Annotated in this window: 14 protein-coding genes and 1 pseudogene; 8 read left to right on the top strand and 7 right to left on the bottom strand. The window is 68.5% G+C overall.

The annotated features are described in order from the left end of the window. Positions 1-289 precede the first annotated feature (289 nt). Positions 290-919: a DedA family protein gene (locus ACGFIF_RS25730; RefSeq protein ID WP_393157890.1), complete on the bottom strand. Its 630-nt coding sequence runs from the start codon at positions 917-919 to the stop codon at positions 290-292. A 93-nt stretch (positions 920-1,012) separates the two neighbouring features. Then, the gene (locus tag ACGFIF_RS25725) at positions 1,013-3,721 is read right to left on the bottom strand and encodes an AAA family ATPase (RefSeq protein WP_393157889.1); all 2,709 of its coding nucleotides are present in this window, start codon (positions 3,719-3,721) and stop codon (positions 1,013-1,015) included. A gap of 93 nt (positions 3,722-3,814) precedes the next feature. Between ACGFIF_RS25725 and ACGFIF_RS25720 the strand changes: the two genes are divergently transcribed. The 4 genes and pseudogenes from ACGFIF_RS25720 to ACGFIF_RS25705 form a co-directional block, all read left to right on the top strand. Continuing rightward, the gene (locus ACGFIF_RS25720; protein WP_393157887.1) at positions 3,815-4,879 is read left to right on the top strand and encodes a class I SAM-dependent methyltransferase; all 1,065 of its coding nucleotides are present in this window, start codon (positions 3,815-3,817) and stop codon (positions 4,877-4,879) included. A gap of 29 nt (positions 4,880-4,908) precedes the next feature. Next, a complete protein-coding gene (locus ACGFIF_RS25715; protein WP_393157885.1) occupies positions 4,909-7,002 on the top strand; it encodes an alpha/beta fold hydrolase in 2,094 nt (697 codons plus the stop codon). A gap of 40 nt (positions 7,003-7,042) precedes the next feature. Then, on the top strand, positions 7,043-7,360 hold the full coding sequence (locus ACGFIF_RS25710; RefSeq protein ID WP_393157884.1) for an ArsR/SmtB family transcription factor: 318 nt from the start codon (positions 7,043-7,045) through the stop codon (positions 7,358-7,360). Beyond that, positions 7,350-7,589 (top strand): annotated as a pseudogene (locus ACGFIF_RS25705) (SRPBCC domain-containing protein); the annotation flags it as partial. The gene ACGFIF_RS25710 and the pseudogene ACGFIF_RS25705, both read left to right, overlap by 11 nt. Before the next feature lie 224 nt (positions 7,590-7,813). Here the strand turns inward: ACGFIF_RS25705 and ACGFIF_RS25700 are convergent. Then, positions 7,814-7,990, bottom strand: a complete 177-nt coding sequence (locus ACGFIF_RS25700; protein WP_393157883.1) for a DUF5302 domain-containing protein — start codon at positions 7,988-7,990, stop codon at positions 7,814-7,816. 85 nt (positions 7,991-8,075) lie between these two features. After that, on the bottom strand, positions 8,076-8,726 hold the full coding sequence (locus tag ACGFIF_RS25695) for a TetR/AcrR family transcriptional regulator (RefSeq protein ID WP_393157881.1): 651 nt from the start codon (positions 8,724-8,726) through the stop codon (positions 8,076-8,078). A gap of 62 nt (positions 8,727-8,788) precedes the next feature. On the opposite strand from ACGFIF_RS25695, the gene ACGFIF_RS25690 reads away from it, so the two are divergent. Beyond that, positions 8,789-10,033, top strand: a complete 1,245-nt coding sequence (locus tag ACGFIF_RS25690) for an MFS transporter (RefSeq protein ID WP_393157879.1) — start codon at positions 8,789-8,791, stop codon at positions 10,031-10,033. Positions 10,034-10,039: 6 nt separating this feature from the next. On the opposite strand, the gene ACGFIF_RS25685 is transcribed toward ACGFIF_RS25690, so the two are convergent. Then, positions 10,040-10,219 (bottom strand): hypothetical protein, encoded by a 180-nt coding sequence (locus tag ACGFIF_RS25685; RefSeq protein WP_393157877.1) that lies wholly within the window; start codon positions 10,217-10,219, stop codon positions 10,040-10,042. A gap of 86 nt (positions 10,220-10,305) precedes the next feature. Here ACGFIF_RS25685 and ACGFIF_RS25680 point away from each other — a divergent pair, with 86 nt between their 5' ends. Together ACGFIF_RS25680 and ACGFIF_RS25675 are read left to right on the top strand one after the other, a co-directional pair. Continuing rightward, a complete protein-coding gene (locus ACGFIF_RS25680) occupies positions 10,306-10,962 on the top strand; it encodes a LysE family translocator (protein ID WP_393157875.1) in 657 nt (218 codons plus the stop codon). 51 nt (positions 10,963-11,013) lie between these two features. Then, on the top strand, positions 11,014-11,904 hold the full coding sequence (locus ACGFIF_RS25675; protein WP_393158372.1) for an aminoglycoside phosphotransferase family protein: 891 nt from the start codon (positions 11,014-11,016) through the stop codon (positions 11,902-11,904). Here the strand turns inward: ACGFIF_RS25675 and ACGFIF_RS25670 are convergent. Continuing rightward, complete coding sequence (locus ACGFIF_RS25670; RefSeq protein ID WP_393157873.1) at positions 11,888-12,613, bottom strand: class I SAM-dependent methyltransferase; 726 nt, start codon at positions 12,611-12,613, stop codon at positions 11,888-11,890. The genes ACGFIF_RS25675 and ACGFIF_RS25670 overlap by 17 nt on opposite strands. Positions 12,614-12,700: 87 nt before the next feature. Further along, a complete protein-coding gene (locus ACGFIF_RS25665; protein ID WP_393157872.1) occupies positions 12,701-13,864 on the bottom strand; it encodes a phosphotransferase enzyme family protein in 1,164 nt (387 codons plus the stop codon). Positions 13,865-14,070: 206 nt separating this feature from the next. Here ACGFIF_RS25665 and ACGFIF_RS25660 point away from each other — a divergent pair, with 206 nt between their 5' ends. Then, positions 14,071-14,433 carry a hypothetical protein gene (locus tag ACGFIF_RS25660; protein WP_393157871.1) on the top strand — a complete coding sequence of 121 codons (363 nt, stop codon included), beginning with the start codon at positions 14,071-14,073 and terminating at the stop codon, positions 14,431-14,433. Positions 14,434-14,538 lie beyond the last annotated feature (105 nt).

The following is a 14,538-nucleotide window of genomic DNA, read 5'->3' as shown; positions in this document are numbered from 1 at the left end:
GCGGTCGGAGTGGGCGGAGCGGTCAAAGTGGGCGGCACGCTGGGGCTGTGCGGGGTGGGGTGCTGGGGGTCGTGCTGGGCCTCGGGGTAGGGCGGGGCTTGGTCGGCGTACTGGAGGGGGACGGAGCGCCTTCCAGCGGTACGTCGGCACATCCGACGGCCAGCGCCGCCACCACCGCAGCGGCACCGAGGAGGTTCACCCCAGGCCTCACCACGGGTCTACTGACGCATACCGGACCAGTCTGGTTGGTCCGGGACACACCTGTGCGGGGAAACCCGCCGGGTGATCGTTACCCGGCGGTGATCTTGGCCGCGCGGCGCTTGACGGCGATCCGGCGCGACGTCTCGATCACCAGGCCGATCACGAACGCCAGGCTCAGGCTGAACCCGAGCGCCTTCAGCGAGTCGTGCGCGAACGCGTCACCGCCGAGGTAACCAAGCAGGGCGACGTACGTGTAGGCGACCGTCACGCCGGCGAAGGTGAAGACGAAGAACTTCTTGAACGAGTACCGGGTCGCGCCCGCGGTCAGGGTGGCGACCATCCGCGCGCCCGGGATGTAGCGCACCGTCATCAGGATCAGCCCGCCGCGAGAATGCAGCGCGGCCGACACTTTGTCGTAGATCGCCTGTCTACGCTCCTGACGCTTCATCCAGCGGTGCAGCGCCGGGCCGGAGCCGCGGCCCATGAAGTAGCAGACGGACTCGCCGATGACGGAGCCGAGCATCGCCAGCACGATGACGAGGAGCAGATTCTGGTGCCCCGCGGCGGCGGCCATCCCGGCCGTGACGACCAGGCCCTCACTCGGGATCACCGGGAAGACGGCGTCGATCGCGGCCGCCAGGAACAGGACGAGCAGCAGCCAATGCGAGGCCATGGCCAGGCTCAGCAGCTGCCGGGCAGCCTCCATCAACTCTGTCATCCCGAACAGGATGCCATCGAAAGCCAAATAGGCCGCAATCCCATCGGTGTGATTCAGCGGGGGTTCATCGGATGTTCAGGGTTCCCCAAGAAATCACCGCTGGGGGTGATGTGACGGCGACGCCAGGTGCTGGGCGAGTTCGGTGCGTGAGTGGATGCCGAGCTTCGTGTAGACCTTGCGGAGGTGGTACTCGACGGTTTTCGGGCTGAGGAACAGCCTGGCCGCGGCTGCCCGGATGCTCTGTCCGTCCGCGAGCAGCAGGGCGATCTGCCGCTCCTGTGGGGTCAACTCGTCCGCCGTACTCGGCACTCTGCGCCGTGCGGTCTCCCCTGTCGCCTTCAACTCACTCGCCGCCTGGTCTGCCCACCCGGCGGCTCCCAACTCATCAAACGCTTCAACCGCCAGCCGTAGCTGCGCCCGCGCGTCCACTCGCCTCCGCGCCCGCCGCAGCCAGGCGCCGTACGCCAACCGCGTCCGAGCCTGCTCGAACACGTCCAGCGTCTCCGCATGCCACCCCAGCGCCTTCTCGAAGTCCTCCTCGCTCTCGTCCACCACTCCCGTCACCCGAGCCGCCCGCGCCAGCGACCACGGCTGCCCCTTGGCTTGAGCCTGTACGACGTACTCCCGCGCCACCGACTCCGCGTCGCCGGACCGTCCCAGCCGCAGGTACGCCTCCACCAACTCCGGCGCCGGCGACAGGTCCGGGTCCTTAAGCCCGTTGGACGCCAGTACGTCGACCAGCCGCACGTACTGCGGTAGCGCGGCCTCTGGATCACCACACCCCAGCTCGTAGTCGCCGAGCGCGAACAACGACCACACCGTGCCCAACTGGAGTCCCCGCTCGGTGCAGATCCGCAGCGCCTCAGCCGCAAGCTCTTGACACTCCTGACGGCCTTGGTGGGCCGCCAGCCAGGCTTGACCGGCCAGATTCATCGCCAGCTCGGCCGTCTGACCGGTCTCCCGCGCCAGTCGGATCCCTTCGTCGTACGACGTCGCCGCGTCGGCCCAGCGGTCAGTTGTGGCGTCATCGCGGGCCAGTACGAACAGCAGGCCGGGCAGAGTGCCCAACGCGACCTGGTCACGCCGCTCGAGCATCGCCTGTTGCAGCAAAGCTCGACCCGTGCCGCTTTCGCGGAGGAACAGCGGTGCGATCGCCATCCACACCTGCCGGCGGCGGTCGCGGTCCAGCTCGTCCGATGGCGCCAAAGCGATGGCCTGGCGGATCTGGTCGGTTCCGCCTTGCCCGGCGAGGATCTTGGCGACACCGCTGGCCATCATGCCGATGATGCGTGGACCTGGGCGTTCGACCGCAGGGAGCAGTCGGTCGATGCCTTCCGCTGCTTTGAGTCCTGACACTGTGTCGCACAGGCGGTAGCACGCATTCACCGCGTCGGCGAGCAGTCCAGTGGCTATCGCCTCGTCCTCGCATTCCGAGGCGGCTGCGATCAGGATGTCGCGTGCCTGAGCCGGTGAGCCGCACTTGACCGCTATGTCGCCCCGGATCTCCTGTGCGCGGATCTTGGTGGCCGACGGTGGCTGCAACGCCAACGCTTCGTCGAGCAGGGCGTCAGCCCGCTCGGGCAGGCCTGCCGACCACGCTGCTTCTCCTGCCGCGACCAGTCTGCGTGCGCGGTCTCGCGGCGCTTCAGTCAGTCGGGCCGCCCGTTCATAGGCGGTCGCCGCGACCGAGTGTGCTCCACGACCGGCTGCGTGCGCCGCCGCGACGTCCAGCCTGGCCGCCACCTCGTCGTCAGTGCCAAGCACCGTCTCGGACAGATGCCACGCACGTCTGTCCTCGTCCTGCGTCGCTCCCGCCACCGCCCGGTGCACCGTACGACGCTCAGCCGGGTCAGCACTCGTGTAGATCGCCGACCGGACCAGTGGATGGCGGAACTCGACTCGACCATCCCGGATCGCCACCAGAGTTGCTGTCTCCGCCTCAGCCAACGCTGCGACGTCGACACTCAGCTCCTTGCACGCTCTGACCACCACGCCGAGCTCGCCGTCGTCGACAGCCGCTACGAGCAGTGCGGTCCGTGCGGCCGGGCTGAGCCGGTTTGCCCTTTTGGCAAAGGCGTCTGCGAGCAATGCGGGGACAGGCATGGGTACCCCGGGTGGAAGCCTTTGAAGCTCGTCAGGACTGTCGGCCAGCTCCAGCAGAGCCAACGGGTTCCCGGCCACTGTCCGGTGCAGCCGGGCCACCAGGTCGATCGGCAGGCCGTGAACGAGCTGCTGCGCCGCCTCCAACGGCACTCCGCCGAGCGAGAGGGAGGGCAGGTCGGCTTCGGCGAGCGGATGAGACTCGTGCTGCCGGGCCGCGATCAGCAGGACGATCGGATCCGCGAGGAATCGCCGGGCCGCGAACAGCAACGCCTCCGCCGACGGACGGTCGAGCAGGTGCGCGTCGTCGACGATCACGGCGACCGGCGCCTCCTCGGCGTACCGGCAGATCAGGCTGAGCGTCGCAGCACCAACAGCGAACCTGTCGGCCGTGCTCTCCCCTGGGCTGAGTGCGAGCGCGGCAGCGAGGGCCGCTTGCTGCGGATGCGGGATGCGGCGCAGGTCGTGAAGGGCTGGTCGGAGGAGTTGATGGAGAGCTCCGAACGGGACGTCTCGTTCTGCTTCGGTACCGCGGGCTCGCAGCAGGCGAAGGCCCGTGGCCAGGGTCGCGGCCTCGTCGAGCAGGGCGGTCTTGCCAATGCCGGGCTCACCGGTGACGAGCAGCACGCCGGCCGCACCCACGCGCGCCCCCGCGACCAACTGCTCGATCAACCGGCGTTCGGCCTCCCGCCCCACCAGCATGCCTCGCAGTCTGCACTAGGTGGGGCACCTGATGCGACGGCCCGGCCGCCCTACCTAGGTTCGCCGTACTGATCCAGCAAGGGGGCGGACGACATGACAGTTGCGATCGACGGCGACAAGCTGATGGGGCTGGTCTTCAAGGCCGTGGACGAAGTGGGCGCGACGCTGAACGCGGCGCTGGTGGTGATGGGTGATCGACTCGGCTACTACCAAGCACTCGCCGACGACGGACCTGCCACGCCAGGCGAGCTGGCCGAGCGCACCAACACCAGTGAGCACTACACGCGTGAGTGGCTCAACGCCCAGGCGGCCGGCGGGTACGTCGAGTACGACCCGGGCACCGGCGAGTACACGCTGCCGCCGGAGCAGACCGTGGCACTGACCGACCCGAGCAGTCCGGCGTACCTGCCAGGCTTCTTCCAGATCGCGTTGGGCACGGTGCACCACACCTCGGAGACGATCGAGGCGGCCAGGAGCGGGGCTGGGATCGGGTGGCACGAGCACACGTCCGACGTCCATGTCGGGTGTGAGCGGTTCTTCCGCCCGTCGTACAACGCGAACCTGCTGCCCAGTTGGCTGCCCGCACTCGAAGGCGTGGTGGACAAACTGGAGCGCGGTGCGACGGTGGCAGACATCGGCTGCGGCCACGGCGCCTCCACGATCCTGATGGCGGAGGCATTCCCGCGGTCCGAGTTCGTCGGCTCGGACTACCACCAGGAGTCGATCGAGACCGCCCGGCTGCGTGCAGCCGAGGCAGGGCTCAGTGAGCGGATCCGCTTCGAGGTGGCACCGGCTGCTGGGTTCAGTGGTTCCGGGTACGACCTCGTGACGACGTTCGACGCCCTGCACGACATGGGCGACCCTGTCGGCGCGGCTCGACACGTGCGTGAGTCCCTCGCACCCGACGGCACCTGGATGCTGGTGGAACCCATGGCCGGCGACAAGGTCGAAGACAACCTCAACCCAGTGGGCCGTGCGTACTACGGCTTCTCGACCCTGCTCTGTACGCCGGGATCCCTCTCCCAACCCGTCGGCCTCGCACTGGGCACTCAGGCCGGGCCGGCACGCATCCGGGACGTCACCACGGCAGCCGGGTTCACCAGGTTCCGCACGGTCGCGCAGACGCCGTTCAACCTGGTGTTCGAGGTACGGCCCTGAGACATTGAGGTCCGAGGGGGGACAGGGCGATGACTCAGAGACCTGCGCTGACACCTGATCTGCAGGGGACGGTGGAGCGTGACGGGGTGACGATCGGCTACGCCGTGCACGGCACCGAAGGGCCGACGGTCCTGCTGCTGCCGACGTGGTCGATCGTGCCGTCCCGCATGTGGAAGGCGCAGGTCCCTTACCTGTCCCGGCACTACCGGGTGATCACCTTCGACGGTCGCGGCTCCGGGCGCTCCGACCGGCCGGTGGGTGCGGAGGCCTACAACGACGCCGAGTTCGTCGCGGACGCGCTTGCCGTACTGGACGCTACTGAGACCGAGTCCTGCGTGCTGGTCGGGTTCTCGCGGGGATGCCCGTGGGCGTTGCAGCTGGCGTTGGAGCAGCCGGAGCGCGTGCTGGGCATCGTGTGCATCGGCCCGGCGACCAGGCTGGCGCCGAAGCTGGAGGAGCGCACGCAGTGGACATTCAACGAGCGCCACGACAGCACTGAGGGCTGGGCGAAGTACAACCGCTACTACTGGGTCGAGGGTGGGTACGACGACTTCCTCGACTACTTCTTCGGGGAGCTCTTCAGCGAACAGCACTCCACCAAGCAGATCGAGGACTGCGTCGGTTGGGGCCGGGAGATCGCTCCCGAGCGGCTGGTGGACACCGAGGCCGCTCGGGAGGAGCATCTGCCGCCGGAGCGGGTCACCAAGGTGTCCTGCCCGGTCCTGGTGATCCACGGCGCGCAGGACGGCATCCGCCCGCATCTCGAGGGTGCACTGCTCGCTGAGGCGACCGGAGGGTCGCTGGTGACGATAGAGGGTGGCGGGCACGCGCCACACGCTCGTGACCCGGTCATGGTCAACCACCTGCTCCGCGACTTCGTCGACCGGGTCGCTCCGCGACCAGTACGTCGTACCTGGGTACGAGCGATGAGCCGGCCGAAACGAGCGCTCTACCTGTCGTCGCCGATCGGACTCGGCCACGCCCGCCGGGACCTGGCGATCGCCCGCGAACTGCGGACGCACCACCCGGACCTGGAGATCGACTGGCTGGCACAGCACCCGGTGACACGGGTGCTCGAGGACGCCGGTGAGACGGTCCACCCGGCGTCGTCGTACCTGTGCAACGAATCGCAGCACATCGAGTTCGAGGCGGGTGAGCACGACCTGCACGCGTTCCAGGCGATCCGGCGGATGGACGAGATCCTGGTGGCGAACTTCCTCACCTTCGCGGATGTCGTGGCCGACCGGCCGTACGACCTGGTGATCGGGGACGAGGCGTGGGACGTGGACTACTTCCTGCACGAGAACCCGGAACTGAAGCGGTTCGCGTACGCGTGGATGACGGACTTCGTCGGCTGGCTGCCGATGCCGGACGGCGGTGCCCGCGAGGCGCGGCTGACGGCGGACTACAACGCCGAGATGATCGAGCAGCGGGCCCGGTTCGGCCGGCTGCGGGACAAGTCGGTCTTCGTCGGCGACCCGGACGACATCGTCGACGCCTCCTTCGGTCCGGGGCTGCCGACGACCCGCGACTGGACCGAACGCAACTTCGACTTCGCCGGCTACGTCACTGGTTTCGTCCCGTCACGCGTGGACCGGACGGAGCTCGGCTACCCGGCCGACGGTCTGCTCTGCGTGGTGACGGTCGGCGGCTCCGGCGTCGGATCTTCCTTGTTGCACAGGGTTCTCGACGCGGTCCCCGCGGCCCGGCGCCTGGTCCCCGGCCTGAACTTCGTCGTCGTCACCGGTCCGCGGATCGATCCCGCCTCGTTCCCGTCGATCCCGGGCGTGACGCTGCGCGGTTATCTCCCCGACCTGCACCGGCACCTGGCCGCGGCCGATCTGGCGATCACCCAGGGCGGTCTGACCACGTGCATGGAACTCACCGCCGCCCGGGTGCCGTTCATCTACGTGCCGCTGCAGCACCACTTCGAGCAGAACTTCCACGTCGCCGCGCGACTCGACCGCTACAACGCCGGCCACCGCCTCACCTATGCCGAAGCCTCCGACCCGATGGTGCTGGCCGAAACCATCGCCAAAGCTCTGAGTACGGCGCCCGACTACCGCCGCGTGGCTGCTGACGGTGCTGCCCGGGCCGCCCGGTTCCTCGCCGAGCTGCTGTGAACCCTTGACAGACACTTCACCAATTGGTGAAGTGTTCTCCGTGCTGACGACGACGTTCGGGGCGCTGGCGGACCCGACCCGGCTGGCGATCGTGAGCCGGCTCAGCCGGGGTGACGCGACCATGGGCGAGCTCGCCGAGCCGCACCGGATCACCCTGCCCGCGATGACGAAGCACGTCGGGGTGCTGGTGGATGCCGGGCTGGTGACCCGGCGCAAGGTCGGGCGGACAGTGGTGTGCACGATCCGGCCGGAGGCGTTCACCGAGGTCGAGGACTGGCTCGGCGACCTCACGTCGTACTGGAACAGCACGGTCGACCGGCTGGAAGAACTGCTGCGAGGAGGCGGGGATGGGTCCTGACATCCGGATCGAACGGGTGCTACCGGCAACCATTCGGAGCGTGTACGACGCGTGGACCCGGGTGGAACTGCTGACCCAGTGGTACTGCCCGAATCCGGACCTGGAGCTGAAGGTCCAGGCGGACGTGCGGGTCGGCGGCGACTACGTGGTCGAGATGGGTCCGCATGTTGTCCGCGGCACCTACCTCGAGGTCGAACCGCCGTACCGGCTCGCCTTCAGCTGGCACTGGGACGGCACCGCCGACGAGCCGACCCGGGTCCAGGTGGAGCTGACCGAAGTACCCGAGGGACCCGGATGCTCCTCACCCACACCGGCTTCGCCACCGCCGAGGACGCCGCCAACCACCGCCAGGGCTGGGAGCCGGAGCTCGGCCGGCTGGCCGGACTGCTGTGAAAAGGTCGAGCCCCGGGCGGTAACCCGGGGCTCAGGCGGATGGATGGACAGTTGGCGGAATCAGCTGCCGGACTTGCGCCGGAACTGGCGCTTCTGCTTGTCGTTGTGCGCCTCGCCGACACCCTCACGCCGCGTCCCGGACCCCGGGTGCGCGTTGTGATGGGCGTTCTTCTTCTCGAGCGCTTCACGGAACTTCTTCTGCAGATCGTCCGCCGGCTTGCTGGACTTGTCGCTCATACCGTCTCCTTCAAACCGTCAGGCGTACACACCCACGCTAACCAACTGTGACACCCACCCGCGAATGGATTACCACCGGGGCCTGTCACCTCGGCGGGAGCAGCCCCGCCACCAGCGCCTCCAGACCATCGCGATACGTGTCCTGCCCGGCCAGCTCGACCCACTCGTCCGCCACGGACGCCAGCCGCGGGTACCGCTCGGCATCGATCGACGCGAACACCTGATCCCGGTACGGCGTACCACCGGCTGCCCGCCGCCGGGCAGCGCCGGCCCGGATGATGATCTCCCCGGCCGTGTAGTACCAGATCGACCGATATGCGTGCACCGCCTGCCGCTCCGTCAGACCACACCCGACCGCCGCGTCGACGATCGCTTCCGGCAGCCACAGCGCCGAGACGGAGAGCAGGTCGTCACTCGTCAGCACCTCCGCGACCCACGGCCGCTCCGCGAGTACGTCGTGCATCGTCTGGGCGGCGGCGATCAGCTTCTCCCGGGGATCGTCGGGCCAGACCGGCTGCTCGACCCCCTGCGCGTGGTGATCCAACAGCAACAGCAGCAGGCCGGACTTGTCGCGAACGTGGTGATAGAGCGCCATCGGCGTCGCCCCGACCTCGTCGGCGAGCTTGCGCATGGTGAGCGCGTCGACACCGTCCCGCTCTACCAGCGTGCTCGCGGCGGCCACGATCGCCTCCCGCGAGATCCGCGCCGGCCGCCCACCCTTCACCCGCTCAGCCATCCACCCATCTTCCCTTGAGAACTGATTGGACAGTCCAGCAGCTCCGAAGCTAGTTTCTATACATGTATAAAAACCACTCGCGATCTCTCCTGGCGGCGGTCGCGATCGCCCAGGGCATGGTCGCGCTGGACATGTCGGTGGTGAACGTCGCACTGCCCGCGATCCGGACCGGGCTCGGCTTCGACGGCGGATCGCTCGCCGGTGGGCTGGCGCAGACCTCCGCCCTGCTGATCGGTGCTCGCGCGGTCCAAGGCCTCGCCGCGGCCGCACTCGCTCCGGCCGCTCTGGCCACCCTCACCACGACCTTCGCCGAAGGAGCCGCCCGAACACGTGCCCTCGGTGTCTGGAGTGCCGTCAACGCGGCCGGTGGCGCGGTCGGCGTACTGGCCGGCGGACCGTTGACCGAGTACGCCGGCTGGCGGTGGGTGATGCTCGTCAACCTGCCGATCGCCGCGATCGCGGCCGTCCTGACGCTGAGCGCCGTACCACTGGATGGGCCTCGGTCCGGTCCGCGAGCACGCCCCGACCTGGCCGGCGCCGTACTCGGGACCGGCGGTGTCGCCCTGCTGATCCTCGGCGTGGTCCGGACCGATCAGCACGCGTGGACCACGCCGGCCACGATCGTCCCGCTGGGTGCCGCGGTCCTTTTGCTGGCTGGGTTCGTCCTGGTCGAGTCCCGGGTTCGGCAGCCGCTGCTGCGGCTGGGACTGCTGCATCAGCGCAACGTTGCCTCGGCCAACCTGTTCGCCTTCCTGGCCGCGGCCGCGATGTTCTCCGCGTTCTACTTCGTCTCGCTCTACCTGCAACAGGTACTGCGGCTGTCGTCAGCTGCCACCGCTCTCGCGTTCCTGCCGTTCTCGGCCGGGACGGTCGTCGGAAGCATCGTGGCGACCCGCTGGGCGACCGCTCGTGGACCGCGGCCCGTGCTGCTGGCGGGCGGTCCACTCGCCGCGGCCGGCTTCGCGTGGTTCGGCCTGATCAGCGCAGATGGCAGCTACGTGAGCGACGTACTCGGTCCGATGCTGGTGACGAGCGTCGGCCTCGGTATGTGCCTGGCACCACTCGCACTCGCGGCGACCAGCGGCGTACCTGCCACCGAGGCGGGGATGGCGTCCAGTCTGGTCAACAGCGCCCGGCAACTCGGCGGATCGATCGGGCTCGCTGTCCTGTCGACGGTGGCGCTGCACAACAGTTCGAGCGGGCCGACGTCGGGCTACTCGCTCGGACTGCTGATCGCGGCGGCGCTGTTGTGCGTGGCAACGGCCGTCGCGTTCGGGTACATGCCGGCGCGGTCACAGTCTCGCTAGCCGGTGCTAGCTCTGGCCGGACGGGCAGCCTGGCATGCCGCAGTCGGCGGACTCGGGGACCTCACCGTTGAGGTCGTGTTCGTAGGCGAAGTGGAAGCAGTCCCAGTGCATCCGCTCGAACACCTCGTAGTCGTCGCGACTCGACTCCACCTGCTCACCACAGCGCATGCACGTCTGGTCGCTCATCCCGGCAACGTATCGCGCCGTCTCAGCCTGAGAAAAACCCCAGCCGACCGCGATGGAGATTGTTAGGTTCGAGCAGACGAAAGGGGATGCGTGTGCTGGTCAGTGGTGAGGCAATGCTCGGAATCGCGCTGGTCGAACTCGGACTGGTGATCACTCCCGGGCCGAACATGATCTATCTGGTCTCGCGGTCGGTCGCCCAGGGCCGCCGGGCCGGGCTCATCTCGCTGGTCGGCGTCGGCGTCGGCTTCGGGGTCTATCTCCTCGCGGCCAGCGCCGGACTCGCCACCTTGTTCGCGCTCGTGCCCGAGATCTATCTGACGCTGAAGCTGGCCGGCGCGGCGTACCTGCTCTGGCTCGCCTGGAACGCCTTCCGCCCCGGCGGCAGCTCCGCCTTCGCGACCCAGGAACTGGAGCCCGACCGGCCGCGGAAGCTGTTCGGCATGGGCCTGCTCACCTGCCTGCTGAACCCGAAGATCGCGATCCTCTACATCTCCCTGCTGCCCCAGTTCCTCGACCCGTCGCGCGGCCACCTCGGCACCCAGAGCCTGATCCTCGGCCTGGTCCAGCTCGCCGTCGGCGTCGCGGTGAACGCGGTCTTCGTCATCACCGCCGGCACGGTCGCCGTCTTCCTCGCCCGCCGCCCGACCTGGATGCGGATCCACCGCTACCTCACCGGCACCGCCCTCGCCGTCTTCGCCATCCGCCTGGCCACCGACCGCGCCAAACCCCTTGCCACCCACTAGCTAATTGGTGTGCGTCTGTTGGGTGCGTCCCGGATACTGCTGGGCGTGCCGATGCATCCTGGACAACTCGACGTGACGACGGATCTGGTGACGAGGCTGGTCCGGTCGCAGTTCCCGGCGTGGAGCGAGCTGACCATCCATCCCGTCACCTCGCACGGCACGGTGAACGCGCTGTTCCGGATCGGCGACGACCTGGTCGCCCGGCTCCCGATCCAGCCCGGCGACCCGGCCGAGGAGCTCAAGGACCTCGAGGCGGAGGCCGACGCGGCACGCCGGCTGCACGCGATTTCGCCGTACCCGACCCCCGAACCGATCGAGATCGGCGAACCCGGCGAGGGCTACGCGCTGCCCTGGGCCGTTTACAGCTGGCTCCCGGGGACGATCGCGTACGACGCCGATGTCGCCGGCTCGACCGGGTTCGCCGAGGACCTGGCGACGTTCGTACGCGCCCTGCGCGCCGTGCCGACCGACGGGCGTGTGTTCACCGGCTCGTGGCGCGGCGGCGTACTCGCAACGCACGACGACTACGTCGCCGACGGGCTCGAACGCAGTCGCGGGATGATCGACGTCGACGCGCTCGCCCGGCTCTGGGCCGACCTGCGGACGACGCCCCGGACCGAGCCCGACGTCTGGGCCCACCGCGACCTGATGCCCGGCAACCTGCTCGCCGAGAACGGCCGGCTCGTCGGCGTCATCGACGTCGGCACCTTCACCGTCGCCGACCCGGCCATCGACCTCGCCCCGGCCTGGAACCTTCTCGAAGCCGAGGCCCGCTTGGTGTTCCGTACGGCGATCGGCAGCGACGACAACGAATGGCGCCGCGGCATGGGCTGGTCGTTCGCCCAGGCGATCGGCTGCCTTTGGTACTACGTCGAGACCAACCCCGTCATGTCCCGAACAGCCCACCACACGCTGACGGCCTTGCTCACAGCCTCGAACTGACGAACACGAACTCTTTCCCGGGCCGATCCGGCGCCTCCCGTACGTCGTCGACCGAGAACCCAGCAGTCCTCAGCGTCTCCTCGAGCTCGTCGCGCTCCCGAAACCACAACGTCGAATCCGAGGTCACCACAGCGCCGTCCGACGCGAACACATAGGTGCCGCGAAACGACACGAACGGCAACTCGACGCTGGTCAGCTCACTCCAGCTCTCCACCGTTTCGCCTCCCGCTACCGGCGTCACCTGGTGCGTGAGCTCCCGGGTCCACTCCTCCCACCCACGCCGCGCCGGATCCCGGGTCTCGAACACGAACCGCCCACCAACCCGCAACGCGTCCCGCACTCCCCGCAGCGTCGCCGCCCAGTCCTCATCGGTGAGAAACACCTGCGCCACGTTCCCGGTCATCACCGCCAGATCGACCTCGAGCGGCGGCAACGTAGTCGCATCACCGTGGATCCACCGCACCCGGTCGGCAAACTCCTTGCCCTTCGCAACGTCCAGCGAGGCCTCCGCGGGATCCACCCCCACCACGTCGACGCCGAGGCGGGCCAGCCAGCAGGCCAACTCCCCCGTCCCACACCCGACATCCAGCACCCGCCGCGCCCCGAACTCCGCCACCATCGCGACGTAGTGCTCCAGATCCTGCCGCCCTGGGTCCAGCGCGTCATAGACCGCCGCCAACCGAGGCATCCCGAACAACGCATCCACCATCCCCCGACCCTAGGCCGCCCCTGGCGACCGCGGCCACGGATTTTGCCGAGGTACGGCGACATCGCGCGGCTGCCGCCGTACCAGTGATCAGGCTGAGACGGCTGCCAGCAGATTCTCGAGGGAACTGCAGCTCATGGGGTGTTTGAGGAGGTCGGTGGATTCGCGTTCGGCGAAGTCGGCGTGGTCGGGGTCCGTGGGGCTGATGGACTCGCAGATCGTGTTGTACGTCCAGTTGAGGTAGCTGGTGACCGCGGTGGCGAAGGACGACAGGGTGAGGTCCGGCCAGTGGCCGGCGGTGTGGAGGTAGCCGTCGCGGAAGGCTGCGATCGCGGTGGGGTTGATGGCTGGGCGCAGGGTCCAGTGGGTGAGTGCCCAGGCGACTTCGAGCTCGGGCGTGAGTGGGCCGGCGAAGTCCCACTCGGTGACGACGAGTTCGTCGTTGTGGCTCAAGCGGACGTTCTCGGGATTGATGACCTGGTTGCAGAGCATGAACTCCGCACCGTCGAAGTCGGCCTCGATCGTCTGCAGCTCCCGCACCGTCGGGAGGGTCGCGGCGAGTTGCTCGGCCCACGGCTTGTCGGCGGCACGCGCCCGGCCGAGAAGGTCCTGCCATTCGGCGTCCGGCCGCCGGTAGGTGACGTAAGGATTCATCGGCTCGTCGGTCGGGATCGCCAGCGAGTGCAGCGTCCCGAAGATCTCGCCGACGCGGCGCGCCACGACTGTCGGTGCCGGAGTCACCGGCGACGGGCCGACCTCGATCCACTCGTGAACACGCCAGTTCTCTCCTTGCACGGTCTCGATGAACCGGCCTTCGGGACTGCGGACGGGCGTCGGTGCGCTGACGCCGGCGGCCACCGCCGCGTCGCGGAGCCGGGCCCCGACCTCCGCCTGGTCCGGGGTGATCCACGGAAACACGGTGATGGCGAGCCAGCGGCCCCGGTCGGTGCTGATCGACCAGGCCCTGCCCATCAGGTTGAACGAGACCGGCGCTGCCGGTGCGGTGACCTGACCAAGCCCAAACGTTGCGGCCAGCGCCTCGGTCAGTCCGTCCGGTACGACGGGCGCCTCGGCAACCCGGCGTTCCACCTCGGCCTTCAACTCGGCCCAGTCACGCAGACCGTACTCAACGGCCAAGGTCCGTTGCGCCACGGCCAGCGATGCATCCGGACTGGATTCGCGGAGCGCGGCCAGCAGATCCTTGGCCTCCTTGCGGAGGAACCCAAGACTCGGGTTGTCAGGCAGATGTCTCATGGTGCGTCCTCTCGCGCCCGGACTCGCACAGGCCACAAGGGAAACACCAACAAGGGTGGCTTCCAGCCTTCCGGCGAGTCTCGACGCGGCCCCAACCACGCCCCCGAGACGCTACCCGACCTCCCACCCACCAGGCAACGCGAAGATGCTCCTATCGCGACAGACAATAGGTCGCCGTACGCTCACGCCCCCGCGCGAGGAGTTCTATGGGCATCCGACAGCACCTGGCATTCCTGGATGCGACGCGAGCGACCTGTACGCACGAGCTCCGGCGGATCCAAGAGGCGAACCGCGAACTGCAACCCCTGGACGAACGCCTGTTCAAGGAACGGCGGGTCAGGGCGCTCGAGCTGCAGGTGTTCACCACCGGACGCGAACTGGCGACCGCGGCAGAGCACCTCGCCCAGACCATCACCAGCACGATCGACAAACTCGACCACACACCCGTCTTCGGCCTCGCCGCCTGGTCAGTCCGCCACGAACTCCGCAAACACCTACGCCAACGAACCAGAGCCCGCCACGACACCGAACGAATCCTCACCGAAGTCCAACGAGCAGCAAACCTCTGAGCCACACTCAGACGTTGAATCGGAATGCGACCCGTGACGTCATCAACCAACGCCATGACCTGCGCGTCTCCGAGTTGCTGCATGAGCTCTCGCAGTGTTCTCGCA

It is taken from the genome of Kribbella sp. NPDC049174, from assembly GCF_043197365.1.
Lineage (GTDB): Bacteria > Actinomycetota > Actinomycetes > Propionibacteriales > Kribbellaceae > Kribbella.
Note: the sequence above shows the minus strand (reverse complement) of the source record. Positions and strands in the feature narration are given on the sequence as shown.

What these genes read in the sequence shown, in the direction of transcription:
- ACGFIF_RS25715 (WP_393157885.1), top strand. Translation starts at nt 4,909, where the DNA reads ATGACTCAGAGACCTGCGCTGACACCTGATCTGCAGGGGACGGTGGAG.
- ACGFIF_RS25730 (WP_393157890.1), bottom strand. Translation starts at nt 919, where the DNA reads ATGACAGAGTTGATGGAGGCTGCCCGGCAGCTGCTGAGCCTGGCCATG.
- ACGFIF_RS25685 (WP_393157877.1), bottom strand. Translation starts at nt 10,219, where the DNA reads ATGAGCGACCAGACGTGCATGCGCTGTGGTGAGCAGGTGGAGTCGAGT.
- ACGFIF_RS25660 (WP_393157871.1), top strand. Translation starts at nt 14,071, where the DNA reads ATGGGCATCCGACAGCACCTGGCATTCCTGGATGCGACGCGAGCGACC.
- ACGFIF_RS25725 (WP_393157889.1), bottom strand. Translation starts at nt 3,721, where the DNA reads ATGCTGGTGGGGCGGGAGGCCGAACGCCGGTTGATCGAGCAGTTGGTC.
- ACGFIF_RS25690 (WP_393157879.1), top strand. Translation starts at nt 8,789, where the DNA reads ATGTATAAAAACCACTCGCGATCTCTCCTGGCGGCGGTCGCGATCGCC.
- ACGFIF_RS25675 (WP_393158372.1), top strand. Translation starts at nt 11,014, where the DNA reads ATGCATCCTGGACAACTCGACGTGACGACGGATCTGGTGACGAGGCTG.
- ACGFIF_RS25695 (WP_393157881.1), bottom strand. Translation starts at nt 8,726, where the DNA reads ATGGCTGAGCGGGTGAAGGGTGGGCGGCCGGCGCGGATCTCGCGGGAG.
- ACGFIF_RS25670 (WP_393157873.1), bottom strand. Translation starts at nt 12,613, where the DNA reads ATGGTGGATGCGTTGTTCGGGATGCCTCGGTTGGCGGCGGTCTATGAC.
- ACGFIF_RS25680 (WP_393157875.1), top strand. Translation starts at nt 10,306, where the DNA reads ATGCGTGTGCTGGTCAGTGGTGAGGCAATGCTCGGAATCGCGCTGGTC.
- ACGFIF_RS25665 (WP_393157872.1), bottom strand. Translation starts at nt 13,864, where the DNA reads ATGAGACATCTGCCTGACAACCCGAGTCTTGGGTTCCTCCGCAAGGAG.
- ACGFIF_RS25720 (WP_393157887.1), top strand. Translation starts at nt 3,815, where the DNA reads ATGACAGTTGCGATCGACGGCGACAAGCTGATGGGGCTGGTCTTCAAG.
- ACGFIF_RS25700 (WP_393157883.1), bottom strand. Translation starts at nt 7,990, where the DNA reads ATGAGCGACAAGTCCAGCAAGCCGGCGGACGATCTGCAGAAGAAGTTC.